Source organism: Flavobacterium quisquiliarum (assembly GCF_019308285.1).
Lineage (GTDB): Bacteria > Bacteroidota > Bacteroidia > Flavobacteriales > Flavobacteriaceae > Flavobacterium > Flavobacterium quisquiliarum.
On sequence record NZ_WWEM01000031.1, the window covers coordinates 479483 to 505426 of the forward strand.

At 33.8% G+C, this 25944-nt stretch carries 23 protein-coding genes; 19 read left to right on the forward strand and 4 right to left on the reverse strand.

Annotated features, from left to right (window positions below):
* Positions 1-104 precede the first annotated feature (104 nt).
* The 12 genes from GSY47_RS14460 (at position 105) to uvrB (ending at position 10919) form a co-directional block, all read left to right on the forward strand.
* Entirely contained in the window at positions 105-2483 is a 2379-nt protein-coding gene (locus tag GSY47_RS14460) for a TonB-dependent receptor (protein WP_179006899.1), read from the forward strand.
* 30 nt (positions 2484-2513) lie between these two features.
* Complete coding sequence (locus GSY47_RS14465) at positions 2514-3335, forward strand: DUF4249 domain-containing protein (RefSeq protein WP_179006897.1); 822 nt, start codon at positions 2514-2516, stop codon at positions 3333-3335.
* A gap of 2 nt (positions 3336-3337) precedes the next feature.
* On the forward strand, positions 3338-3820 hold the full coding sequence (locus GSY47_RS14470) for a GyrI-like domain-containing protein (protein WP_179007719.1): 483 nt from the start codon (positions 3338-3340) through the stop codon (positions 3818-3820).
* 43 nt (positions 3821-3863) lie between these two features.
* Entirely contained in the window at positions 3864-4307 is a 444-nt protein-coding gene (locus GSY47_RS14475) for a DinB family protein (protein ID WP_179006895.1), read from the forward strand.
* A gap of 97 nt (positions 4308-4404) precedes the next feature.
* Complete coding sequence (locus tag GSY47_RS14480) at positions 4405-4860, forward strand: RidA family protein (protein WP_179006893.1); 456 nt, start codon at positions 4405-4407, stop codon at positions 4858-4860.
* Between the two features lie 67 nt (positions 4861-4927).
* Complete coding sequence (locus tag GSY47_RS14485; protein WP_179006891.1) at positions 4928-5590, forward strand: thiamine diphosphokinase; 663 nt, start codon at positions 4928-4930, stop codon at positions 5588-5590.
* Positions 5591-5995: 405 nt separating this feature from the next.
* Positions 5996-6946: a 23S rRNA (adenine(1618)-N(6))-methyltransferase RlmF gene (gene rlmF / locus GSY47_RS14490; protein ID WP_179006889.1), complete on the forward strand. Its 951-nt coding sequence runs from the start codon at positions 5996-5998 to the stop codon at positions 6944-6946.
* A gap of 58 nt (positions 6947-7004) precedes the next feature.
* Positions 7005-7232: a hypothetical protein gene (locus GSY47_RS14495; RefSeq protein ID WP_066032455.1), complete on the forward strand. Its 228-nt coding sequence runs from the start codon at positions 7005-7007 to the stop codon at positions 7230-7232.
* Positions 7217-7519 carry a type II toxin-antitoxin system RelE/ParE family toxin gene (locus GSY47_RS14500; protein ID WP_179006887.1) on the forward strand — a complete coding sequence of 101 codons (303 nt, stop codon included), beginning with the start codon at positions 7217-7219 and terminating at the stop codon, positions 7517-7519. The genes GSY47_RS14495 and GSY47_RS14500 overlap by 16 nt, the downstream gene beginning before the upstream one ends.
* 101 nt (positions 7520-7620) lie before the next feature.
* Positions 7621-7857 (forward strand): uroporphyrinogen decarboxylase, encoded by a 237-nt coding sequence (locus GSY47_RS14505; protein WP_179006885.1) that lies wholly within the window; start codon positions 7621-7623, stop codon positions 7855-7857.
* A gap of 85 nt (positions 7858-7942) precedes the next feature.
* Positions 7943-8881 carry an alpha/beta fold hydrolase gene (locus tag GSY47_RS14510; protein WP_179006883.1) on the forward strand — a complete coding sequence of 313 codons (939 nt, stop codon included), beginning with the start codon at positions 7943-7945 and terminating at the stop codon, positions 8879-8881.
* 46 nt (positions 8882-8927) lie between these two features.
* Positions 8928-10919, forward strand: coding sequence for an excinuclease ABC subunit UvrB (uvrB, locus tag GSY47_RS14515; RefSeq protein WP_179006882.1), 1992 nt, complete (start codon positions 8928-8930; stop codon positions 10917-10919).
* On the opposite strand, the gene GSY47_RS14520 is transcribed toward uvrB, so the two are convergent.
* Entirely contained in the window at positions 10916-11317 is a 402-nt protein-coding gene (locus GSY47_RS14520) for a TerB family tellurite resistance protein (protein ID WP_179006880.1), read from the reverse strand. The genes uvrB and GSY47_RS14520 overlap by 4 nt on opposite strands.
* A 57-nt stretch (positions 11318-11374) precedes the next feature.
* Between GSY47_RS14520 and GSY47_RS14525 the strand changes: the two genes are divergently transcribed.
* The 4 genes from GSY47_RS14525 to GSY47_RS14540 all read left to right on the forward strand — a co-directional run bounded on the left by GSY47_RS14525 (position 11375) and on the right by GSY47_RS14540 (position 14801).
* Complete coding sequence (locus GSY47_RS14525; RefSeq protein WP_179006877.1) at positions 11375-12172, forward strand: alpha/beta hydrolase; 798 nt, start codon at positions 11375-11377, stop codon at positions 12170-12172.
* 28 nt (positions 12173-12200) lie between these two features.
* Positions 12201-13211, forward strand: coding sequence for a dipeptide epimerase (locus GSY47_RS14530; protein ID WP_179006875.1), 1011 nt, complete (start codon positions 12201-12203; stop codon positions 13209-13211).
* Between the two features lie 2 nt (positions 13212-13213).
* The gene (locus tag GSY47_RS14535; RefSeq protein WP_179006873.1) at positions 13214-14236 is read left to right on the forward strand and encodes an aminotransferase class I/II-fold pyridoxal phosphate-dependent enzyme; all 1023 of its coding nucleotides are present in this window, start codon (positions 13214-13216) and stop codon (positions 14234-14236) included.
* Positions 14237-14333: 97 nt separating this feature from the next.
* A complete protein-coding gene (locus GSY47_RS14540; RefSeq protein ID WP_179006871.1) occupies positions 14334-14801 on the forward strand; it encodes a DUF1456 family protein in 468 nt (155 codons plus the stop codon).
* A gap of 352 nt (positions 14802-15153) precedes the next feature.
* On the opposite strand, the gene GSY47_RS14545 is transcribed toward GSY47_RS14540, so the two are convergent.
* Positions 15154-15861: a LytR/AlgR family response regulator transcription factor gene (locus GSY47_RS14545; RefSeq protein ID WP_179006869.1), complete on the reverse strand. Its 708-nt coding sequence runs from the start codon at positions 15859-15861 to the stop codon at positions 15154-15156.
* A 3-nt stretch (positions 15862-15864) separates the two neighbouring features.
* Positions 15865-16905 (reverse strand): sensor histidine kinase, encoded by a 1041-nt coding sequence (locus GSY47_RS14550; protein ID WP_179006867.1) that lies wholly within the window; start codon positions 16903-16905, stop codon positions 15865-15867.
* A 222-nt stretch (positions 16906-17127) separates the two neighbouring features.
* Here GSY47_RS14550 and GSY47_RS14555 point away from each other — a divergent pair, with 222 nt between their 5' ends.
* A complete protein-coding gene (locus GSY47_RS14555) occupies positions 17128-17925 on the forward strand; it encodes a DUF5694 domain-containing protein (RefSeq protein ID WP_179006865.1) in 798 nt (265 codons plus the stop codon).
* Between the two features lie 260 nt (positions 17926-18185).
* On the opposite strand, the gene sucC is transcribed toward GSY47_RS14555, so the two are convergent.
* A complete protein-coding gene (sucC, locus tag GSY47_RS14560; protein ID WP_179006863.1) occupies positions 18186-19379 on the reverse strand; it encodes an ADP-forming succinate--CoA ligase subunit beta in 1194 nt (397 codons plus the stop codon).
* 416 nt (positions 19380-19795) lie between these two features.
* On the opposite strand from sucC, the gene gltB reads away from it, so the two are divergent.
* Together gltB and GSY47_RS14570 are read left to right on the forward strand one after the other, a co-directional pair.
* A complete protein-coding gene (gene gltB / locus GSY47_RS14565; protein ID WP_179006861.1) occupies positions 19796-24313 on the forward strand; it encodes a glutamate synthase large subunit in 4518 nt (1505 codons plus the stop codon).
* A 169-nt stretch (positions 24314-24482) separates the two neighbouring features.
* Positions 24483-25937 (forward strand): glutamate synthase subunit beta, encoded by a 1455-nt coding sequence (locus tag GSY47_RS14570; protein ID WP_179006859.1) that lies wholly within the window; start codon positions 24483-24485, stop codon positions 25935-25937.
* Positions 25938-25944: the final 7 nt, after the last annotated feature.

Consider the following 25944-nt stretch of genomic DNA (forward strand, 5'->3'; position numbering starts at 1 on the left):
CAACTCAAAAAGTTGTCCTTTTTTTATCTTAACTTATGTTTAACAGTAGTTTCGAAAAAATATTTAGCGAGAATTGATTATCTATGTAAATCAAAATCAATGCAATGATTACTAAAAGTACCTGCACCTTTTTCATTTTTATTTTAACGGTTTTCAGTTCTTTCTCTCAGGAAAAATTCACGTTAAGCGGTACAATCATTGACAGCAAAAATAACGAAACACTAATTGGAGTTAACCTCTACATTCCAAGCCTAAAAATAGGAACTACCACAAACGAATATGGTTTTTATTCTCTTTCTGCACCAAAAGGAGAATATGAAATTGAAATCAGCTACGTCGGCTATCAGACCGTTAAAAAGACTATTATTTTAAATCAAAATACTAAAAACAACTTTTCTATTAGCTCAGGCGAAGAGCTTCAAGAAGTTGTCATTACTGATAATAAAGGAAAAACAAATATCAAGTCGCCCGAAATGAGCGTTAATAAACTTTCTATTTCGACCATCAAAAAAATGCCGGTTGTTTTAGGCGAAGTGGATGTTCTTAAATCTATTTTATTGCTTCCTGGCGTAACTAATGCAGGCGAAGGGGCTTCTGGATTTAATGTTCGTGGAGGCGGTGCAGACCAGAACCTGATACTTTTAGATGAAGCTACGATATTCAATTCATCTCACGTATTTGGATTCTTTTCCGTTTTTAACCCAGATGCTATCAAAGATTTAAAATTATATAAAGGCGGAATTCCAGCACGATATGGCGGAAGAGCCTCTTCTGTTTTGGATATTTACCAAAAAGACGGCAACAGTAAAGAGTTTCATATGAATGGTGGTATCGGATTAATTTCCAGTCGTCTGCTTGCTGAAGGTCCAATTATAAAAGACAAAGGTTCATTTTTAATAGCAGGAAGAGCTTCTTACGCTCATTTATTTCTAAAATTTTCGGAGGAAGACAAAGACAACTCAGCATACTTTTATGATTTAAACACTAAATTGAGTTATAAACTTAATGAAAATAATAGTTTATACTTATCTGGTTATTTTGGCCGTGATGTTTTTAGTTTAAATAAAAGTTTTACCAATACTTATGGAAATTCAATCCTAAATTTGAGATGGAATCATTTGTATTCTGATAAACTATTTGCCAACTTGTCTTTAATTTACAGTGATTACTATTACGGCTTAGATCTTGATTTTGTTGGTTTCAATTGGGATTCGGGCATTAAAAACTACAATATCAAATATGATTTAAAACATTATCTGTCTGATAAATTCAAATTAAGTTATGGCGTAAACGGAACTTACTACGAATTTAATCCCGGTACTATAAAACCAACAGGAGAAGATTCAGGAATCAATCCAGATCAATTAGATAAAAAATATGCTTTTGAACCTTCTGTTTACTTAGATGCTGAAAGTCAGATATCGCGTAAAATCAATGTTTCTTATGGACTTCGCTACAGCCTTTTTTATAGATTAGGAGCTTCGACAATTAATTATTACGAAAATAATCAGGCCGTAACTTTCAATACAGATATGCAGATTTATGAAAAAGGAATTCCAGTTTCTTCAAAATATTTCAGCAAAAACAAAGCCATCAAAAGTTATAATAATTTTGAACCACGTTTTTCCATTTCGTATCAGTTAAATGATGATCAGGCCATCAAAGGAAGTTATAACAGAATGGTACAATATCTTCAACTAATTTCAAATACTTCTTCTCCTACTCCGCTGGATGTCTGGATGCCAAGTGATCAATATATAAAGCCCCAACTTGCTGATCAGGTAGCACTTGGTTATTTTAGGAATATTTATAGCAGTGATTATTCACTAGAAGTGGAAACTTATTATAAAGAAATCCAAAACAGACTCGATTACATTGACGGAGCCGATTTAATTGCTAATAATGCAATTGAGCAGGTTATTTTAAATGGGCAGATGAGATCTTATGGTCTGGAAATCATGGTCAAGAAAAACAAAGGGAAATTTAATGGCTGGATCGCTTATACCATATCAAAATCAGAACAGCAGACTCCCGGCAGAACATCAGAAGAAACAGGAATTAACAATGGAAAATGGTATGCTTCCGCTTATGATAAAACGCATAATTTAGCGATTACATCGGTCTATAACTTAAATGAAAAATGGTCCTTTGGAGCTAACTTTGCTTTACAATCGGGACAGCCTGTATCCTATCCAAATGGACAGTATGAATATCTCGGAATTACTGTTCCAAGTTATGGATTACGAAACGAAAACAGACTTCCTGCATATCATCATTTAGATGTTTCTGCAACTTTTACTCCGAGAAAAAATAAAGACCGAAATTGGAAAGGCGAATGGGTTTTCAGTATTTATAATCTTTACAACCGAATGAATGCGGCATCGATTAACTTTAGACAAAATGTAGACACAGGTGCCAACGAAGCAGTACAATTGTCTATTTTTGGAATTGTTCCAGCGGTAAGTTATAATTTCAAATTTTAAAGATTCAATTCCGAAATTAAAAATACAAGTATGAAAAAGTTAGTTTTTTTAATAGCATTTTTTACTTCTCTCTTCTTAGCAAGCTGTGAAGATGTTGTGGATGTTAACTTAGATACCGCTCCTCCAAAATTAGTTGTTGAAGCCGTAATAAATTGGGAAAAAGGTACTAGTGGAAGACAGCAGGTTATTAAATTAACAACCACAACAGGTTATTTTGACAATCAAATTCCCATTGTTACAGGAGCTGTAGTTTATGTAAAAAACAGTAAAAACCAAAAATTTAATTTTGTCGAATTAAATAAATCTGGTCGCTATGTCTGTAATGATTTCAAACCTGTAATTAACGAAGAATATACTCTTACAGTTGTAAGTCAAGGAAATACTTATACCGCGACAGAAATCCTCAAATCCGTTGCTCCAATTACCAGAATAGAACAAAAGAACAATGGAGGTTTTACAGGACAGGATATTGAAATAAGAACTTACTTTACTGATCCAGGAGACGAAGAAAATTATTATTTATTTAAGTATGTTTATCCAAATAAAGTCACTTCTAATTTCTATGTCTCTGAGGATAAATTTTATCAAGGAAATGAGATTTTCAGTACTACAGATGACGAGGATTTAAAAGCCGGCAATGAGATTGAAGTAACACATTACGGAATTTCTAAACAATATTACAATTACATGAACATTCTGGTTGGCATTGCCGGAACCAATGTTGGAGGTCCATTTCAATCGCCTCCAGCAACTGTAAGGGGAAATATCATTAATGCAACAGATAAAAATAATTATCCTTTGGGTTATTTTTCCCTTAGCGAGAGTGATTCACAAAAATATACTATAAAATAATGATGCAGCCAGTTATCAAAACCTTAACCGAAAAAAAGCTTATCGGCCACTCTATTGAAATGTCTTTTATAGAAAATAAAACTTTTCAATTATGGAGCGGTTTTATGCCGAAAAGAAAAGAAATAAAAAATGCAGCAAATGCTAATTTATATTCTTTAGAAGTTTATAACGAAAATCATTTTGACAATTTTGATCCTAAAGAAAGTTTCGAAAAATGGGCCGCTGTAGAGGTTTCTGATTTTGAAAATATCCCAGAAGAAATGAAAACTTTAATTATTCCAACTGGTTTATACGCTGTTTTTCTTCATTTAGGCCCTGCAACAGAAGCTCATAAAACGTATCATCATATTTTTGCAGAATGGCTTCCAAACTCAGAATATGTGGTAGATGAAAGACCTCATTTTGCTGTAATGGATGAAAAATACAAAAAAGATGATCCTAATTCGGAAGAAGAAGTATGGATTCCAATAAAAAACAGAAATTGATTTTCTGCTCCAAATATTCTTCATAATTTACAGCTAAAAAAATATGCTAATTCATACCTTAAAAATACTTTTCAATCGAGATTTGGATAAACTAAAATTCGAAATTGAATCTTATGAAAATGAGAACTCTATTTGGATTATCGATAAAAACATATCCAATTCAGCAGGAAATCTCTGTCTTCATTTAATGGGAAACCTAAATACTTATATTGGAGCAGAAATTGGAAAAACAGGATATATTAGAAATCGTCCTTTAGAATTTTCTTTAAAAGATATTCCAAGATCAGAATTAATCCAGAAAATCGAAGACACAATCATTGTAGTAAATAATGCCCTGGATACTTTAACAGAAGCTGATTTAGAATCAATTTATCCTCAGATTGTTTTTGAAAAAGAAATGACTACTGGATTTTTTCTCGTTCATCTTTCTACCCATTTAGCGTATCATTTAGGACAAATTAATTACCATAGAAGATTACTCGATTAACCAAAAAACGGTTAAAACAATAAAACCTCAACATATGTAAATGTTTTAAGAATTAGAATTACGAAACCTTTGTACTCTTAATTTTAATTCTTAAAACATGAAACATTTAATTGTACTTGCATTATGCCTTTGTGCATTTCAAACCAAAGCACAGACTTTCAAAAATCCTGATTCTTTATTCGATCCTAGTCCGTATGGTTTCAGTCACGCCTCCTCTGTAAAAACACCCGGAGAACTGATTTATATTTCGGGTCAGAGCGGCGGTTTGGGTAAAGAACATATCTTAAGTTCAGACTTTAGAGAACAAGTCCAGACAGCTTTAAAAAACCTGACAACGGTTTTAAACAGTTATGAGCTAAAACCAGAAAATGTGATGAAAATTACAGTTCTAATTGTAGATCATTCATCAGAAAAACTAAAAATATGGGAAGAAGAAATTAGTAAAACATGGAAAAAGAAACCTTTTCCTGCCAGTACTTTAATTCCAGTTCCAAGATTAGCACTTGACAAAATGCAGATAGAAGTTGACGCTGTTGCTTTTAAAGCTAATTAAACAAACGCATCTCCAGTCAAAGTCCATAACTTTCGTACATTTACGGCATATTTAAAATCAACTCTAAATGTCTTCACACCATATTGTCCGCGATGATCAAGAACCTGCCTTAATAATTGCCAACGGAGCGGCCTGCGATCCCGAATTATTAGGTCAATTGCTAGAATGGTCTCCGCTTGTTATTGTGTTAGATTCTGCCATTGAAAGAGTAATTGAATTGGGCATTAAAGTCGATGTACTCTTAGGAGATTTTGATCGTGGTTTCGATCCAGAAGCTTATAAAACCTCTCAATATCCTATTGAGATTGTTCATACGCCAGATCAAGACAAAACCGATTTAGAAAAAGCTTTCGATTATTTAATTGAAAGAAAAATTCCCGCCGTAAACGTAGTTTGGGCAACTGGAAAACGTGCTGATCATACTATAACAAACCTAACAAATATTGTTCGTTACAGAAATTTATTGAAAATCGTAATTCTTGACGATCATTCAAAAATATTTCTGTTACCATCAAAATTTGAGAAATGGTACACAGCCAAAACTCCAATTTCATTAATTCCCATTGGTGTGGTAAACGGAATTTATTCTACAAATTTAAAATACGAATTAAACAATGACACGCTTACAATGGGTTATAGAACCGGAAGCAGCAACTCTGTCGAAAAAGATGGGATCGTAACTATTTCACATACAAATGGAGATTTACTATTAATGGAGTGTTTTGATTAGGAATGCTTAAAGAGCCACTAAGTTTAAAATATATTTGTAAAGAAATGAACCGTTCCTACGGAACTCTTTTGAAGATCTTCAATTTATTTCAACGGATTAAAATCAATTGCTACAATATTTGCCATTCCTACGGAATTTGATTGAAAGCATAAAAGAGCCATTAGGCTCGAACAATTTTGTAGAGCCGGATTTCAATCTGGTTTAAATAACAGCCCACCAGAATTAAAGAGCCGTAGGTTCGATACATATTCCGCAATAAGATGAGCCGTTCCTAAGGAACTTTTTTCTATCTACAATCCTAATTCAACGGATTAAAATCCGTTGCTACAAAATTGATTGCTCCTACGGATCTTTCTTTTAATTCTCAAAAAAGGAATACCTATCTTTGCACCGAAATCAATAGAAATGAAAGCAGAAAACAATTCACAAAAAGATAATTTACACCCAAGAAATTTTCATCGTTCACGTTATGATTTTGAATTACTTATTTCTAATTGTCCTGCATTAAAAGCTTTTGTTTCTGTCAATAAACACGGAATTGAAACGGTTGATTTCAGTAATCCGCTTGCCGTAAAAACTTTGAATAAAGCTTTACTTCAAACGTATTACGGAATTGAAAACTGGGATATTCCTAAAAATTATCTTTGCCCGCCAATTCCTGGACGAGCAGATTATATTCATTATATAGCCGATTTATTAGCAGAAACCAACAACAATCAAATTCCTGAAACGCCTCATGTCTTAGGTTTAGACATCGGAACAGGTGCAAATTTAATCTATCCGATATTAGGGAATTCGATTTACAACTGGAGTTTTGTTGGAACCGATATTGATCAAAAAGCGATTGAAAATTGCAGTAAAATTATCGAAGCCAATCCAAAACTCATAGATTCAATAAGTTTACAACAGCAGACAGAATCGAGATTTATTTTTAAAAATATTATCACACCCGAAGATCGTTTTGCTTTCACGATGTGCAATCCGCCTTTTCATGCTTCAGCCGAAGAAGCGAACAAAAGCACTTCTCGAAAAGTTTCTAATCTTAATCCGAAAGAAAAAAGAAACACCAATCCTGTTTTAAACTTTGGCGGTCAAAATGCCGAATTATGGTGCAATGGTGGCGAAATCGGATTTGTAACCCAAATGATTTACGAAAGCGCCAAATATCCATCGCAAGTTTTATGGTTTACGACTTTGGTTTCTAAAAAAGAGAACCTTGCTTCGATTTATAAAATCCTGAAAAAAGTAAACGCCGCTTCGGTAAAAACAATCGAAATGTCGCAAGGACAGAAAAACAGCAGAATTGTGGCTTGGAGTTTTTTTAATAGTTCTGAGCAAAGCTGTTGGAAATTTTAAGACTTTCAAAACCAATAGTATTGGTTATCTTTTGTAACTTCGATTAAATTATGCAATCATGAACACTCTTGAACTTAAAACTATTTTAATTTCTGAAATTGAAAAAATTGATGATGATCAATTTTTATCAGCGTTAAAAACAATTTTAGATAGTCGCAAAACTCCTATCAATTATTCTGAAAGATATAATGAAGATTTAAAAGTTGCCGAAGAAGATATTCAAAATGGTAATTATTATTCTCATAATGAAATTAAGGATCAAATTGAGCAATGGAAAAAGAAATAATTTGGTCTAAAACAGCTCAAAATCAACTTGAAAAAATCTACTTTCATATATTTAAAGAATCGAAGAGCAAAAATATTTCTAACAAGGTAATAGAAACAATTTACAACTCTGTTACAATCTTAAGAACAAACTGGGAAATTTATGAATTGGATGAAATGAAAATTTCAAACAATGGAGATTACCGTGCGTATGAAATTTACAGCTATAGAATATCTTATAAGATAACCTCAAAAGAAATTCATATTTTAAGAATTCGACATACAAGTCGTAATCCTAAAAAACTGTAATCATTTACCAAAACATCATAATGATCTGATTTCCAAACCAAAACCTTGATTTTATAAATAGCTTTTGCTACATTTATTGTAAACTATTTAAAATCAATATTATGGCAGAATACATTGGTTATCTCGCATCTGTTTTTATTGTCGGCGGTTTTTTATTGAAAAACCTTAGAACAATCCGATTTATTAATATGTTTGGCTGTATCTGCTTTGTAATTTATGGCATCTTTCTAAACGATTATCGAGATCTCAATCAATGGCTTTGGCCGGTTATTATTCCAAATGCCATTTTAGCTTTTGTACAGATTTATTATCTGACTTCCAAAAAGGATAAATCTTAAAATTATGATATTTTAAAATAAAATTCTGATACGTTTTCTGCTTACGATAATCGTAACTTTAAGCTTAAAATAGAATTTTATCACTATGTTAAAACAATGTTCCAGACTAATTATCGTATTATTTTTAATCACAAGTTGTGCTTCTAAAAAAGTAAAATTTGAAGATTATGTTTTTAAAACCAAAAGCGAAGAACAGAAATACCAAACTGCCTACGACAAAGCCCTAAAACTTTGGAATATTCCTTATACAGAAGAAGATGTAAAGACAACTTTTGGAACAGCACATGTTATTATTGCTGGCCCTAAAAATGGAAAAGATCTGGTTTTACTCCACGGAATGGACGCCAGCTCTACGATGTGGTATCCAAATATTAAAGCTTTTACCAAAAATCATCGAGTTTATGCCATTGATTTTATAATGGAACCCAACAAATCCAATTTAACAGCAAAACCACTTTCATCAAAAGATATTCTTGCTTTTTACAATGAAGTTTTTGATCACTATAAATTAAAGAAATTTGATATTATTGGTGCTTCAAGAGGCGGCTGGATTGCTACATTATTAGCAACTCAAAAACCAAATTCTATTGATAAAATCGTTTTATTAAGTCCGGCGCAGACTTTTAAATTTATTGATCAAGTCGGAAAAACGACTTCGGCTTTAATGCTGAAACTTTTTCCAAGTGAAAAGAAATTCGGAAAAACATTAAAGACTTTTTCTACACATCCGGAAAACATTAGTGTTATTTATAAAAGACAGTTTTATTTAGCCAATAAATATTCAAAATCGAATTCAAGCATGCTTAAAATGATGCCTTTTTCTCAAAAAGAATTAGAATCCATTACAAATCCCGTTTTGGTTTTAATTGGAGATAAAGATGTCATTAATTCGGAAGAAAGTTTAGAAAGGGCACAAAAATATCTGGTCAATTGTAAAACCAAAACAGTAAAAGATGCTGGACATTTTTTAACAATCGACCAGCCTAAAATCATTAATGATGTCGTTATTAATTTTTTAGATTAGCGTACAAACTTCGTATCTTTACAAACCTAATTTTCATCAGCAACAAATGAATTTCCACGTAACTTCAGAATACAGTCCAAAAGGAGATCAGCCTCAAGCCATACAAAAATTGGCGCAAGGCGTAGTCGACGGAGAAAAATATCAAACTTTATTAGGAGTTACAGGTTCCGGAAAAACATTTACGGTTGCCAATGTTATACAAGAAGTACAAAGACCGACTTTAGTTTTGGCTCATAACAAAACTTTGGCGGCACAGTTGTACTCTGAATTCAAACAGTTTTTCCCTAATAATGCGGTTGAATACTTCGTTTCTTATTACGACTATTACCAGCCAGAAGCTTTTATGCCTGTGACAGGAGTTTTCATTGAAAAAGATTTGTCTATCAATGAAGAATTAGAAAAAATGCGTTTAAGCACCACATCTTCCCTACTTTCGGGACGTCGTGATGTTTTGGTTGTAGCCTCTGTTTCTTGTTTATATGGTATTGGAAACCCCGTTGAATTCCAGAAAAACGTAATCGAAATTAAAAGAGATCAGGTTATTTCCAGAACTAAATTGTTACACAGTTTAGTGCAGAGTTTATATGCCAGAACTGAAGCCGATTTTAATCCGGGAACTTTTAGAATAAAAGGAGATACTGTAGAAGTTTATCCAAGCTATGCTGACGATGCATACAGAATTCACTTTTTTGGAGATGAAATTGAAGAGATCGAAGCGTTTGATGCAAAAACATCACAGGTAATAGAGAAATTTCAAAGATTGACTATTTACCCTGCCAATATGTTTGTAACTTCTCCTGAAGTTTTACAAGGTGCTATTTGGCAGATTCAACAGGATTTGGTCAAACAAGTAGATTATTTTAAAGAAATAGGAAAACATCTCGAAGCGAAACGTCTGGAAGAAAGAACCAATTTTGACTTAGAAATGATTCGCGAACTAGGCTATTGTTCTGGAATTGAAAATTACTCACGCTACCTTGACGGACGTGAAGCTGGAACAAGACCTTTCTGCTTATTAGATTATTTTCCAAGTGATTATTTAATGATTATTGACGAAAGTCACGTAACGGTTTCTCAAGTTCATGCTATGTACGGAGGCGATCGCAGCCGTAAAGAAAATCTTGTGGAATATGGTTTCCGTTTACCTGCCGCAATGGACAACAGACCTTTAAAATTTGAAGAGTTTGAAGCTTTGCAAAATCAGGTAATCTACGTTTCTGCAACTCCAGCTGATTATGAATTGCAAAAGACAGACGGTGTTTATGTCGAACAGATTATTCGTCCAACTGGTTTGTTAGACCCCGTTATTGAAGTGAGACCAAGTTTAAATCAGATTGATGATCTGATTGAAGAAATTCAGGTTCGTTGCGAATTGGACGAAAGAGTTTTGGTAACCACTTTAACCAAAAGAATGGCTGAAGAATTAGCCAAATATTTAACAAAAGTAAATATTCGATGCCGTTATATACATTCTGAAGTGGATACTTTGGAAAGAATTGAAATCATGCAGGATTTAAGAAAAGGTCTTTTTGATGTTTTAATTGGAGTGAACCTACTTCGTGAAGGTTTGGATTTACCTGAAGTTTCTCTTGTTGCGATTTTAGATGCTGATAAAGAAGGCTTCTTAAGAAATCACAGATCTTTAACACAGACTATCGGACGTGCGGCAAGGAATTTAAATGGTAAGGCAATTATGTATGCTGATAAAATTACGGCAAGTATGCAGCGTACTATTGACGAAACCGAATACCGAAGAACCAAACAGATTAATTTCAATGTTCAAAACAATATAACTCCTCAGGCTTTAAACAAAAAAATCGACAGTGCCTTTACAAAAAATCCTTTGGTGGAATATGAATTAGGCCATCCAATTCCTGTGGCGGCAGAACCTGAAACAGCTTATTTATCTAAAGCCGAATTAGAAAAAATGATTCGTGAAAAACGTAAAACAATGGAAAAAGCAGCTAAAGAATTAGATTTCTTACAAGCAGCCAAACTTCGTGACGAAATCAAAAAACTACAGGAACAGCTTGCTTAATTGTGCTGTTCCTGAAAAATTTCGATTAACACAATTGGATTAATTACTGTGTTCGGAGCTTTTCTCATCATTTCTAAAACACGTTTTACCGCAGACATATTTAATCCCATTTGTAAAGCAATCTGCTGAATGGTTTGAAATTCTCTTTCGTGCAAAATGCCGTCGCAATGCATTAGTAAAGCCAGCCTATAAAATTGATTGATGCGTTGTATCTCAGACGGTATCGGAAGTGACTTTGCCTCTTGATGAAATAAATCCTGAAATTCTTCTTCTGTGATATTCAACTCAACAGCGACAATTCTTAAAAATTCAAGCTCTCGTTTATGCAAATGTCCATCTACAGTGGCGAGCGTAATCATTTCTAAAAGTAAACTTCTTTTTTCTGCTTCTGTATTCATCAATTTATTATTTTTAGCTAAAATATTGCTTTTAAATAAAAATACAAAACACGGATAATGAAGAGGATTTTCTTGGCAGTTTTACTTCTATTTACTCTTATTGGCAAAGCACAAAGCACTGCTTCAAAAAATGTATCTACTTTTACAATTGAAGCGCCTCAACTTAATACTTCAAAAAAAATATGGGTTTACCTTCCCGAAAATTATTCTAAAAACATTCAAAAAAAGTACAGCGTTATTTACATGCATGATGCCCAAAATTTGTTTGATGCCAAAACTTCTTTTTCTGGCGAATGGAATGTTGACGAAAAATTAGACAGTTTGAAAGCTCCTGTAATTATTGTAGGAATCGAACATGGAAATGAAAAACGAATTGACGAATTGACTCCTTTTAAAAATGAAAAATACGGCGGAGGAAATGCCGATAATTATTTAGAATTCATTGTAAAAATACTCAAACCTTATATTGACAAAAACTACAGAACCAAAACAAAAGCCAAAAACACCATTCTTTTTGGAAGTTCTCTGGGCGGATTAGTTTCCTATTATGGTGCTTTAAAATATCCTGAAGTTTTTGGAAAAGCGGGTGTTTTTTCGCCTTCTTTTTGGTTTTCTCCCGAGATTTATACTTTTACAGAAAAACAGCCTAAAATTAAGACTAAAATCTATTTCCTGTGTGGCGATAAAGAAAGTGACGATATGGTAGACGATTTAAACAAGATGAAACGTTTATTAGACACCAAACGCTGTTATTGCCTTCATCTCGATAAAACTAAAATTGTAAAAGGCGGAGAACATAACGAAAAACTTTGGCGCGATCATTTTGTTGAAGCGCTGCTTTGGCTGGGTTATTAATTAACGAATAAAAAATACTTCTATAAAAATGAAACTAATTTTAAGAGAATACAATCTCAAACTCAAACATACTTTTACCATTTCAAGAGAATCTATCGATTTTCAGCCTTCTTTAATTGTGGAATTACAAAGCGAAGGTTTTTCTGGTTTTGGAGAAGCGACTTCAAATCCGTATTACAATATTACAGTTCCAATGATGATGCAGGATTTGGAAAAAATCAGAAGTGTTATTGAAAGTATAGAAAATGAAACTCCAGAAATATTTTGGGCCAAAATGCATCCGTATTTACAAGATGATATGTTTGCTTTGTGCGCTTTAGATTTAGCTTATAATGATTTGTATGCTCGCAAAAAAGGCAAAAAACTTTACGAATTGTGGAATTACACAACCGAAAAAAATCCGATGACGGATTATACAATCGGAATTGCTTCTATAGACAAAATGGTTTCTAAAATGCAGGAACTTCCTTGGCCGATTTATAAAATTAAACTGGGAACCAAAGAAGATATCGAAATTGTAAAAGAACTTCGTAAACACACCAATGCCGTTTTTAGAATCGATGCGAACTGTGGCTGGAGTGTTGAAGAAACAATAAACAACGCAGTTGAACTAAAAAAACTAGGTGTTGAATTCTTAGAACAGCCTATGAAAGCCGATAATTGGGAAGGTCATAAAGAAGTTTTCAAACATTCTGTTCTTCCTGTCATTGCAGACGAAAGCTGTATTATTGAAGAAGATGTTCAAAAATGCCACAATCATTTTCATGGTGTGAATGTTAAACTGGTAAAATGCGGCGGTTTAACTCCCGGAAAACGCATGATTGAAGAAGCTAAAAAACTAGGATTAAGAACCATGGTGGGCTGTATGACAGAATCGACTGTTGGAATTTCTGCCATTGCACATTTACTGCCTCAACTCGATTATGTCGATATGGATGGAGCACTTCTTTTAGCAGAAGATATTGCAACCGGAGTAACCATAAAAGATGGCGTTGTCAGCTATTCTGATTTAAACGGAACAGGAGTTACACTTTTATAAAAATGAAAGTCGATAAATTTCCCGATCGCATTATTGAAATTGACCAAGAACAGTATTTGTATTTTGGCGGAACTGCCTATTTGGGACTTCCAACAAATGCATCATTTCAGAATTTAGTCGTTCAAAACATTTTAAAATGGGGAACTACTTACGGAAGCTCAAGAACTGCGAATATTCAATTAACCGCTTATGATGCAGGCGAAAGCTTTTTAGCTTCCCATGTTGGCTCAGAAAGCACTGTTACGGTTTCTTCAGGAATGCTTGCCGGAAAATTGGTTGTTGATTTAATGAAAAAACAAACCGATTGTTTTTTTCATTTGAATGATACACACAACGCTATTCAAACTGAAAATAGTCTTCCGGTATTCTTAAATGGAAATTTAAATAACCGTTTATTAGACTCAAAAACTGAAAGAATAACAATTTTAACCGACGGTGTTCCTTCTTTTGAAACAAAACCTGCCGATTTATCTTTTTTAAAAAACATTTCAAAAAGCAAAGAAATTACTTTAGTAATTGATGAATCACATTCGTTAGGAATTACTAATAAAAATGGCTGTGGAATCTACTCATCAATTTCATTTCCTCTAAAAAGAAAAATAATGGTTTCTTCATTAGGAAAAGCTTTTGGATTAACCGGCGGCGTTATTGCAGGAGATTTAGAATTCATTAATCAAATAAAAGAACTGGAAACTTTTACGAGCGCTGCTGGAATGAATCCTGCTTTTGTGCAAACACTTTCTGATGCTTCAGCAATTTATAATATGCAACATCAAAAACTGCTCGATAATTTAAATTACATTGATTCGATTTTAGTTAAAGACGGCAATGTAAAATTTGATAAAACTTATCCACTGATTTATTTATTATCCAATGAGTTAGTTGAAAAACTAAAACAGGAAAAAATCATTATTGCCAGCTTTAGATACAAAAAAGAAGCTGAACCATTAAATCGAATTGTTGTTACTGCCAATCATTTAAAAGAAGATTTGGATAAATTAGTTAGCGTTTTAAATAAAAATTAGCTACAAGTTCACATTTTTTTTATTCTCAAAAGATTATCAAAAATAATTCGTGAATTCGTGGCTAAAAAATAAACCGTACCTTTGTAAAAAATAAACAATGACAAATAACGATATACTTAAAAAACTTCGCGTGGCTTTGATGCTCCGTGATGACCAAATAGTTGAAATTTTAGAATTAGTAGATTTCAGAATTTCAAAATCAGAATTGGGTGCTTTTTTTAGAGCCGAAGATCATCCAAATTATATGGAATGCGGCGATCAGGTTTTAAGAAACTTCTTAAACGGACTAGTAATTCATTTAAGAGGAACTAAAGAAAATCCTAAAAACCCAAATGAAGTTTTAGCAAAGCATAAAGCTGAAATTCCGAAGAAAGAAACTTCTAAAGAAAGGCCAGAATTTAAAGCCACGCCAAAAGATTCAGAAAAATATAGAGGCGATCAAAGTGCATCAAAATCAGGTTCATCAACTGGAAAGCCTAAAAAGAAAGCATTTCCGAAAGGAAATGGAAAACCAGTTGTTGTAGAAAAAGTGGTTTTCAAAAACGGCAATAAGAAAAAATCGTAATTAGGGATTTAACAGCAATCTCGATAGCTATCGGGAGCAAGTTTTTTTTCTTAAAAGACTAAATATAAACGCAAAGTTCGCAAAGCTATATGGATAAAGCTTTGCGAACTTTGCGTTTTAAAGAGACTCTAATTACAATCTGCATCTGAAATATAACCCGCGGTTTCAACCGCGGGAACGCCCAGAGATACATTGTGTTACATACATTGTCCACCCGTGGTTAAAACCACGAGCTATATTGAAATAAAAATCGAAAAAATTATTTATTTAGCTTTGCGAACTTTGCTTTTGCGGCTACAATTCTTTATAAAAATCTTTGCTCCCGATAGCTATCGGGATTGCGGTTAAAAATCTATATCTTATTCTCCTCTATTTTATCAAAAAAAGCATCCTTAAAAGTCGCTCCAATTGGCAGTTCTTTTCCATTTATGAAAACCGAAAAATTATCCGTTGATTCGATGTGTTTTAAAGAAACCACATACGATTTATGAATCTGAATAAATTCATTTTCTGGAAGAGATTCTATTACATTTTTCAAAGAAGAATGCGTAATAATCTGCTGTTTTTCGGTATGAATGCACACATAATTTTGTAAACTTTCTGCGTACAAAATATCTTTCAAAAATACTTTCTGGAACTTATTCTTTCCATCCGTTTTAATAAAAAGAAAATCAGGAAGATTATTTTGATTTGAGATTTCTATTTTAGGCTCTGAATTTAGTTTTGAAACGGCTTGATAAAAACGTTCAAACGAAATGGGCTTTAATAAATAATCAACTGCATTCAGCTCAAAACCTTCTAAAGCAAAATCAGGATAAGCTGTCGTAAAAATGACTTTTATATTTTTAGAAATAATCCTGGAAAGCTGTAAACCTGTTAACTGAGGCATTTGAATATCCAGAAAAATGACATCAACTATTTGGGTATTCAAAAATTCTAATGCCTTTAAGGAATCATTAAAAACTCCTGCTTTTTCAAGAAAACTTACTTTTCCAATATAATTTTCTAATATTCTAGTTGCAGGAGGTTCATCATCTACAATAATGCATTTAAAAGCCATAGATTAGTTTTTTAGTGGTATTTTTAAGTAGGTTTTAAAGGTATTATTTTCTTCTGTTTTTTCAAGAATAAATTGGTCTTTATACATGTATTCGAGTCTTTTCGTCAGGTTCTCAAAACCAATTCCGGTTGAAGAATAGTTTTCTCCATTTACATTATAATTAAAAGTAGAAATCTCTAAAAATCCTTTTTTAATCTGAATTGAAATCAAGGCTTTCTCTTCTTTATCATTAAGTTTTCCATGTTTAAAAACATTCTCCACAAAATGAATTAAAGCCGAAGAAAGTATTCTTTCATTTGAATATTCTCCTTCAACAGAAAAATCCAGATACAACTGATCTTCAAAACGTTTTTTCTGTAAATGAATATAGTTCTGAATAAATTGAATTTCTTTTGAAAGTACCGCTTCATCTTTGTCAGTTTCGGTAATTACATATCGAAGCAAATCAGAAAGCACCAAAATATCATCCGCCATTTCATCTTCTTTTAAAACCAACTGACTGTAAAACGAATTCAGCGTATTAAATAAAAAATGCGGACTTACCTGTGCTTTCAACATTTGAAATTCTGCTTTTTTATTCTCCAAAAGCAATTCCTGATTTTGTTTCTGAGAGTATTGAGACTGCCAGAATAAATAACTTAAGGCACTAAGAATAATAGCTGGCAATCCATAAAAAAAATTATCTTTTATATAATAGGTTATTTCTCTGGTTTCTTCAAAATAATTATGCTCTCCAGTAATTTTGAACATAATTATTTCCTGCAAAAAATATCTCACACCTGCAAAAATCAGCAAAGAAACTGGAATACTTAAAAAGTAAAAATGGATTTTCTTTTTATTCAGAAACCAATCACAAACGGTATAAAAGTTCAATATATAAACTACAAAAACAGATAGCATAAAGGTAGATATAACCCATAAATAAAGCTCAGTCTGCTGTACCATTGCCATTCGGTTATTTATTCCGTAATCCCAAAGACAGTAGGTTAAAAACAATCCGAGGAAAAGAATAATATGATAGTAAAAAGGTATTTTAAGTTTCATATAAATCAATTGTAGGATCAAAAATACGATTATGACTTTAAAAGAAAATGATATTTATATGAAACCTCCTTTTTTTAATGATGAACATCTCAAAACGTTACACAAACATTTTAAAAGTGAAATTTGGATAGTTGGTCAAATGAAATTCAGTATTCATCAAAAATGAAAATACAGCTATAAATCTGCTGATACATTTGCAATGAATTTAAAAACAAAATCATCATGCAAAAAATCATTTTATTACTAGCAATTATTACGCTAAACTTAACTTCTGCTCAAACCAAGAAAAAACAAATTCTATTAATTGGGACGTTTCATTATGCTAATCCTGGTCTTGATGTTGCTCAGGTAAAAAGTTTCGATATTTTATCTGAAAAGAGCCAAAAAGAACTTGAAATAATGACTGACAAAATCAAGAAATTTGGTCCTGATAAAATATTTGTAGAATGGGAATTTAGCAAACAAGCCGACTTAAACAAGTTTTACAATAAGAACACTGACAGTCTTTTTAAAACTAATAAAAGCGAAATTACACAACTAGCACTTCGTACCGCTAAAAAACTGAATCACAAAAAATTATACGGAATGAATCTTTATACTTCTTTTCCATATGACAGTTTAATGATGGCAATGGAAAAAGCAAACCAGAAGGATTTAATGAAAAGAAACAATGAGTCAACAAAAAAGTTTGAAAAAGATCATAATGAAAAAATAGCAAAAAGTTCATTACAAGAAATGATGCTGTATTACAATACAAAACAAGCCGAAAATGAAAATCTGCAATGGTATCTGGAAATAGCAAACAGAGCAGGAAATCCAGATGATTTCTCAGGACCGTCTTTAGTTTCAAATTGGTACAAAAGAAATTTATATATGTATTCTTTAATTCAGAAATTGACGGAAAGCACAGATAATAAAATAATGATTTTAGTTGGCGCTGGTCATGCTGCGATTATTAGAGGCTTTATAGAACATGATCCTACATTCCAAATTGTAGATTTGGCAACTGTTTTGAAATAATTTTTTTTTAACCGCAAAGCACGCAAAGGATTACGCAAAGTTCACAAAGTTTTTTTGCCACGAATTCACAAATTTTATTTTCAAAGATTATCAAAAATAAAATTTGTGAATTCGTGGCTATTTTCAACATATAGCTTTGCGAACTTTGCATTTATACTCACAATACTTGGTAAAAATCCTCGCGTGCTTTGCGGTTAAACAAAAAAAATCCATTCCTCTCGGAATGGATTTTCTAATATAAATTGATTTCTTATTTCTAATTAAGAAAGAGCAGCTTTAACTTGGTCAGCAGCTTCTTGAAATTGAACTGCAGATAAGATTGGCATACCAGAATTGTCAATTAATTCTTTTGCAATTTCAGCATTTGTTCCTTGCAAACGAACAATAATTGGCACTTTAATAGCGTCACCCATGTTTTTGTAAGCGTCAACAACACCTTGAGCAACACGGTCACAACGAACGATACCTCCGAAGATGTTAATCAAAATAGCTTTTACGTTTGGATCTTTCAAGATAATTCTGAAAGCTGTTTCAACACGTTTTGCGTCAGCAGTTCCTCCTACGTCAAGGAAGTTAGCAGGCTCAAAACCAGCATATTTAATTAAGTCCATAGTTGCCATTGCAAGTCCAGCTCCGTTTACCATACATCCTACAGTACCGTCAAGGTCAACATAGTTTAGACCAACTTCTTTAGCTTCAACTTCGATTGGATTCTCCTCACGGATATCTCTCATTTCAGCATATTTAGGTTGTCTGTATAAAGCGTTATCGTCGATGTTAACTTTAGCATCAACAGCTAAGATTTTGTTATCAGATGTTTTTAAAACTGGGTTGATTTCAAACATAGAAGCATCAGAACCAATGTAAGCATTGTATAATGCATCGATGAATTTCACCATTTCTTTGAAAGCATTTCCAGAAAGACCTAAATTGAAAGCAATTCTTCTTGCTTGGAAACCTTGTAATCCTACAGAAGGATCAACTTCTTCAGTAAAGATTAAGTGTGGAGTGTGCTCAGCAACTTCTTCGATATCCATTCCACCTTCAGTAGAATACATGATCATGTTGCGTCCTGTACCTCTATTCAATAAAACAGAAACATAAAATTCAGAAGTTTCGCTTTCTCCAGGATAGTAAACATCTTCAGCTACTAAAATTTTGTTTACTTTTTTACCTTCTGGCGGAGTCTGAGGCGTAATCAATTGCATTCCGATGATTTGTTCTGCTAACTCTTCAACTTGTTGTAAGTTTTTTGCCAGCTTAACTCCACCACCTTTTCCACGACCACCTGCGTGAATTTGTGCTTTTATTACATGCCATCCTGTACCAGTTTCGGCAGTTAATTGTTTTGCAGCAGCTACAGCTTCAACCGCATTGTTAGCCACAATTCCGCGTTGTACGCGTACTCCGTAACTCGCTAAAATTTCTTTTCCTTGATATTCGTGTATGTTCATAATATAGAATTTGTCTGGTTCTGAATTTATTTCAGAATAAAAGTGCGACAAAAGTAACAAATAACAACTTAATAGGAAAATCTTTTTCAATTAAATAAATGTTATATGTAGGTATTGAGCGTTGATAATTTGTCAAAGCAAACAAATCGTTAACGGAATAATTTGTTAATGTTAACACAAACTGCACAAAACGTTTGATATTTAACAAAAAATTCACTGGATTCAAGACCTAACCGACGATTTTTCTTAATATATTTTATCCTTAATTATGATTTTGATAATTCGCAATGCTTTCTTTAATAATATTATTATTTAAGAACCCTTTTTCTAATATTACTATAAAAATGAAAGCGAATATATAATTTCACTACATTATGTTTAACGAAATCTTTATTTTTGTAGAAAAAATATCAAGAATGAGAGTTAAAGAACAAGGGCTTTATCTGCCTGAATTTGAACACGACAATTGTGGTGCAGGATTTATTTGTAATTTGAATGGTATTAAGTCAAATGATATTATTCACAAAGCATTAGACATCTTAATTAAATTGGAACATCGTGGTGCCGTTAGTTCTGATGGAAGAACTGGTGACGGGGCCGGAATTTTATTCGACATTCCTCATGATTTTTTTAAGAAAGTTTGTGACTTTGAAATCCCAGAAGCGCGTGAGTATGCAGTAGGAATGGTTTTTTTACCAAAAAGCAAAAACCAGGTTTCTTTTTGTATTAATGCATTTGAGGCAACTATTAAAGACCAAAACTTAAAAGTTTTAGGTTGGAGAGATGTGCCAGTTGACGTTGAAAATTTAGGTGAAATCGCCGCAGAAAAAGAACCAACAATTAAACAAGTTTTCGTTTCTAAAGACGGACAAGATTTAACTGAACAAGAATTTAATGCAAAACTTTTTGCAGCTAGAAAAATTGCTGAACATGCCGTAAGAGGATCTAAAACCTCTGAAAGCCACATGTTTTATTTTACTAGTTTATCGACAACTACTATAATATATAAAGGTCTATTGATGCCGGAAGACATCAGCCGTTATTATATAGATTTGAAAGATCCAGACTTGGTGACGCGTTTAGCGCTTGTACACCAACGTTTCTCTACCAATACATTCCCATCTTGGGACTTAGCTCAGCCGTTTAGATACATGTGTCATAATGGTGAGATCAATACACTTCGTGGAAACGTAAGCCGTATGCGTGCTCGTGAAGAGCTTATGCAAAGCAAAGTTTTTGGCGAAGACATTAAAAAATTATTCCCAATTATCTTAGAAGGAAAATCAGATTCTGCTTCTATGGATATGGTGGTTGAACTTTTATTAATGACTGGCCGTTCGCTTCCAGAGGCAATGATGATGGTAGTTCCTGAAGCTTGGGAAAAACACCAAACTATGTCTCCTGAGAAAAGGGCTTTCTATGAGTACAATGCTTGTATCATGGAACCTTGGGATGGCCCTGCTTCTATTCCGTTTACAGATGGAAACGTAATTGGTGCTTTACTAGACAGAAACGGATTGCGTCCTTCTCGTTATACTTTAACAAAGAGTGGTTTCGTAATTATGTCATCTGAAATTGGTGTATTAGATATCGATCCAGAAGATGTAATTCAGCATGGTCGTTTGGAGCCAGGAAAGATGTTCTTGGTTGATATGAACGAAGGTCGTATCATCGAAGACGAAGAAGTTAAAAAAGCGATAGTTACAAAACGTCCTTACCAGCAATGGGTTGACGAAAACTTATTGCCATTAGCTAGTGTTCCTTACACAAACAACCCTACTCCTGTTGAAAAATTAGATTTCTTAACAAGACAGCGTTTGTTTGGTTACACAATTGAAGATTTAAAAACGATCATCAACCCAATGGGTAGCGACGGAGCTGAAGCAATCAGTTCTATGGGTAATGACACGCCTTTAGCTGTTTTATCTGATCAGCCTCAGTTGTTGTACAATTACTTCAAACAATTGTTTGCTCAGGTTACTAACCCGCCGTTGGATGGTATTCGTGAAGAAATTATTACTGATATCAGTTTAGCGATTGGCGGAGATTTCAATATTTTCGAAATTGAATCGAAACAATGTAAAAAATTAAAAATCCAAAATCCGGTTGTTTCTAACGAAGATTTGGATAAAATCAGAAATATCGATCACCCAGATTTCAAATCGGCTACTATTTCTACTTTATATAAAATAGAAAAAGGAGTTAACGGTTTAGAAAGAGCACTTGAAAAATGTGTTCAGGCCACTTTCAAAGCGGTTGAAGAAGGATGTAACATCATTATCTTATCTGATAGAGGTGTGAGCGAAGAATTAGCTCCAATCCCAATGTTGTTGGCTTGTTCTTATATTCACCACTCTTTGAACATTTTACAAGTTCGTTCTAAATTCGGAATCATCATCGAATCTGCTGAACCTAGAGAACCTCATCATTTTGCTTTATTGTTTGGATACGGTGCAAGTGCCATCAACCCTTACATGGTAAACGAAATCATTCACGATCAAGTTGAAAAAGGTTTCATTACAAAAGTAAAAGCGGATTATGCAGTTGTTAACTACAACAAAGCGATTGCAAAAGGAATCGTGAAAATCATGAACAAAATTGGTATCTCTACTTTACATTCATATAGAGCTGCCCAGATTTTCGAGATTTTAGGTTTAAACAAAACATTTACATCTAAATACTTCCCTTACACTCCATCAAGAATTGAAGGTATTGGTTTAATGGAAGTGGAGAAAGAAGTAAAAAAACGTTTCCAAAAAGCTTTCCCAAATTCAAAAGTAGCAAGTTTGCTTTCTCTTGAAATTGGAGGTATTTACAGATGGAGACGTGGTGGAGAAAAACACATGTTTAATCCAACTACAATTTCTAAATTACAGCAAGCGGTTCGTTTAAACAGCCCAGAAAGCTATAAAGAATACTCAAATGCCGTTAATGAGCAAAGCTCAAACTTAATGACCATTAGAGGTTTATTTGAATTCAACAATTTGGATCCAATTTCTATTGATGAAGTAGAACCTTGGACAGAAATTGTGAAGAAATTCAAAACGGGTGCAATGTCTTACGGATCTATTTCTAGAGAAGCACACGAGAATTTAGCGATTGCAATGAACAGAATTGGCGGAAAAAGTAACTCTGGAGAAGGTGGAGAAGATCCAAAACGTTTCCAGAAAGAAATTAATGGAGATTCTAGAAACTCTGCAATTAAGCAAGTTGCGTCAGGACGTTTTGGTGTTTCGATCAACTATTTGACAAACGCTAAAGAAATCCAGATTAAAATGGCTCAAGGAGCAAAACCTGGTGAAGGTGGACAGTTACCTGGAGAAAAAGTAGTGCCTTGGATCGCTGAAACGAGAAACTCTACACCTTATGTAGGTTTGATTTCGCCTCCTCCTCACCACGATATTTACTCAATTGAGGATTTATCTCAGTTGATTTACGATTTGAAAAATGCAAACCGTGAAGCTCGTATCAACGTAAAATTAGTTTCTGAAGTTGGAGTTGGAACCATCGCTGCCGGTGTTGCCAAAGCAAAAGCTGACGTTATCTTAATTTCTGGTTACGACGGAGGAACGGGAGCTGCACCATTGACATCGTTACAACACACAGGTATTCCATGGGAACTTGGTTTAGCCGAAGCACAGCAAACTTTAATTCTTAACGACTTAAGAAGCCGTGTAGTTTTAGAATGCGACGGACAGTTAAAAACAGGTCGTGACGTTGCGATTGCAGCTTTATTAGGAGCTGAAGAATTCGGATTTGCAACTGCTCCGCTTGTAGCTTCTGGATGTATAATGATGAGAGCTTGTCACTTAAATACTTGCCCAGTTGGTATTGCAACTCAGGATCCAGAATTGAGAAAGAATTTCAAAGGAACTCCAGAGCACGTAATCAACTTCATGTATTTCATTGCCGAAGAGTTAAGAGAAATCATGGCGCAGTTAGGTTTCAGAACTTTAAAAGAAATGGTAGGTCAGTCACAAAAATTAAATGTGAACAAAGCCATCAAACATTATAAAGCAAATGGTTTAGACTTGTCATCAATTCTATACAAACCGGAAAAAGCGAAAACAGAACCAAATCATAATACAACTACTCAAGATCACCAACTTGAAAATGTATTGGATTTTGACATCATTAAAGAAGCGATTCCGTCTATCTATAGAAAAGAAAAAACAAGAGTAACTTTTAAAATTAAAAATACTGACCGTTCTGTAGGTGCTATTTTGAGTAACGAAATCTCAAAAATCTACGGCGCACAAGGATTACCTGATGACACTATTTTAGTTGATTTTGAAGGTTCTGCCGGACAAAGTTTTGGTGCTTTTGCAACAAACGGATTGTCATTTAAAATTCACGGAAACTGTAATGATTATTTAGGAAAAGGGCTTTCTGGAGGAAAATTAATTGTAAAAGTACCTCCTACTGCAACTTTCAAACCTGAAGACAATATCATTATTGGAAACGTTGCCCTTTACGGAGCTATTACCGGAGAGGCTTATATTAATGGAATGGCCGGAGAGCGTTTCTGTGTGAGAAATTCTGGAGCAACAGCAGTTGTTGAAGGAATTGGAGATCACGGATGCGAGTACATGACCGGTGGTACAGTAGTAGTTTTAGGAAAAACAGGAAGAAACTTCGCTGCGGGTATGAGCGGTGGTGTAGCTTATGTTTACGATCCAAACAAGAAATTCGATTCTACAGTTTGTAACATGGAAATGGTTGCATTCGATCCAATGGAAGAAGAAGATCTTACGAAACTAAGAAAACTGATCAAAAATCATTCGTTGTACACCAGCAGTCCATTAGCAAAAAGAATTTTAGCAGACTGGGAAAACCAACAACAGCACTTCGTAAAAGTAATGCCAACGGATTACAAAAAAGCATTACAAAGAATTGCAGAAGAGAAAAAAATAGAAGAATTAATAGCGGGATAAATGATTTTAGATTTTAGAGTTCAGATTTTAGATTAAAACTTAACCGCAAAGCTTTGCGAACTTAAAACACTCAAAAAAGCAAAAAAGACCTTGCTCCCGATAGCTATCGGGATTGCGGTTAAAAAAATTAGAACTTTAGAATTGATCATTTACATTTAATTAAAATGTCATGGGTAAAATAGGCGGATTTAAAGAATATAACAGAGCCGACGAAAGTAATTTAGCAGTAGCAGAACGTGTTTCGAACTACAACGAATTTACTATTCCGGTACCAAAAGATAAATTAAAAGAACAAGGATCAAGATGTATGGACTGTGGAATTCCTTTTTGCCACAGTGGTTGTCCATTAGGAAATTTAATTCCTGACTTCAACGACATGGTTCATCAGGAAGAATGGCAGAGTGCGTTAGAGATTTTACAATCTACTAACAACTTCCCTGAATTTACAGGTCGTTTATGCCCTGCTCCATGTGAGAAATCATGTGTATTAGGAATCATCAAAGATCCGGTTTCTATCGAAAACATCGAGAAAAGCATTGTCGAAAGAGGTTTTGCTGAAGGATGGATTAAACCACAAGCGCCAAAAACTAGAACTGGTAAAACTGTTGCTGTTATTGGTTCAGGACCTGCAGGTCTTGCGGCTGCTCAACAATTAAACAGAGCGGGTCACACCGTTACTGTTTTTGAAAGAGACAACGCAATTGGAGGTTTATTACGTTACGGAATTCCAAATTTCAAATTAGAAAAAGGAATTATTGATCGTCGTGTAGCTATTCTTGAAGCAGAAGGAATCACTTTCAAAACCAACGTAAATGTTGGTGTTAATTTCAGTGTTGAAGAATTAAACCAATTCGATTCTATCGTTTTATGCGGAGGAGCAACGGAAAGAAGAAGCTTGCCAACTAAAGGAATCGAAAGCAAAGGCGTTGTTCAGGCAATGGATTTCTTGACACAGCAAACTAAAGTTTTATTTGGAGAATCAATTCCAGATCAAGTTAAAGCAACTGGTAAAGATGTAATCGTTATTGGTGGTGGAGATACTGGTTCTGACTGTATAGGAACTTCAAACAGACACGGAGCAAAATCGGTTACTAACTTTGAGATTTTACCAAAACCTCCAGTTGGAAGAAGCGAGTCAACTCCTTGGCCTTTCTGGCCGTTGCAGTTAAAAACATCATCTTCTCATGAAGAAGGTTGCGACAGAAACTGGTTGATCAACACTAAAGAATTCATTTCTAACGATAAAGGCGAATTAACTGGATTAAAAACAGTTGAAGTACAATGGAAAATGACTCCTGGTCAGCGTCCTGAATTAATCGAAAAAGAAGGTTCTGAAAAAATCTGGCCTTGCGATTTAGCTTTATTGGCGCTTGGATTTACAGGTCCTGAAAAAACGTTAAGCGAGCAATTAGGAATCGAAACTGATATGAGAAGCAACTACAAAGCGCATAACTATCAAACAAACGTACCTCACATTTTCACTGCTGGTGATATGAGAAGAGGACAATCATTAATCGTGTGGGCTATTTCAGAAGGTCGCGAAGCAGCAAGAGAGGTAGATTTGTTCCTTATGGGCTCTACAAACTTGCCTACTAAAGGAAAAGGAGATCTTCCTAGCCTATAAAAACTAA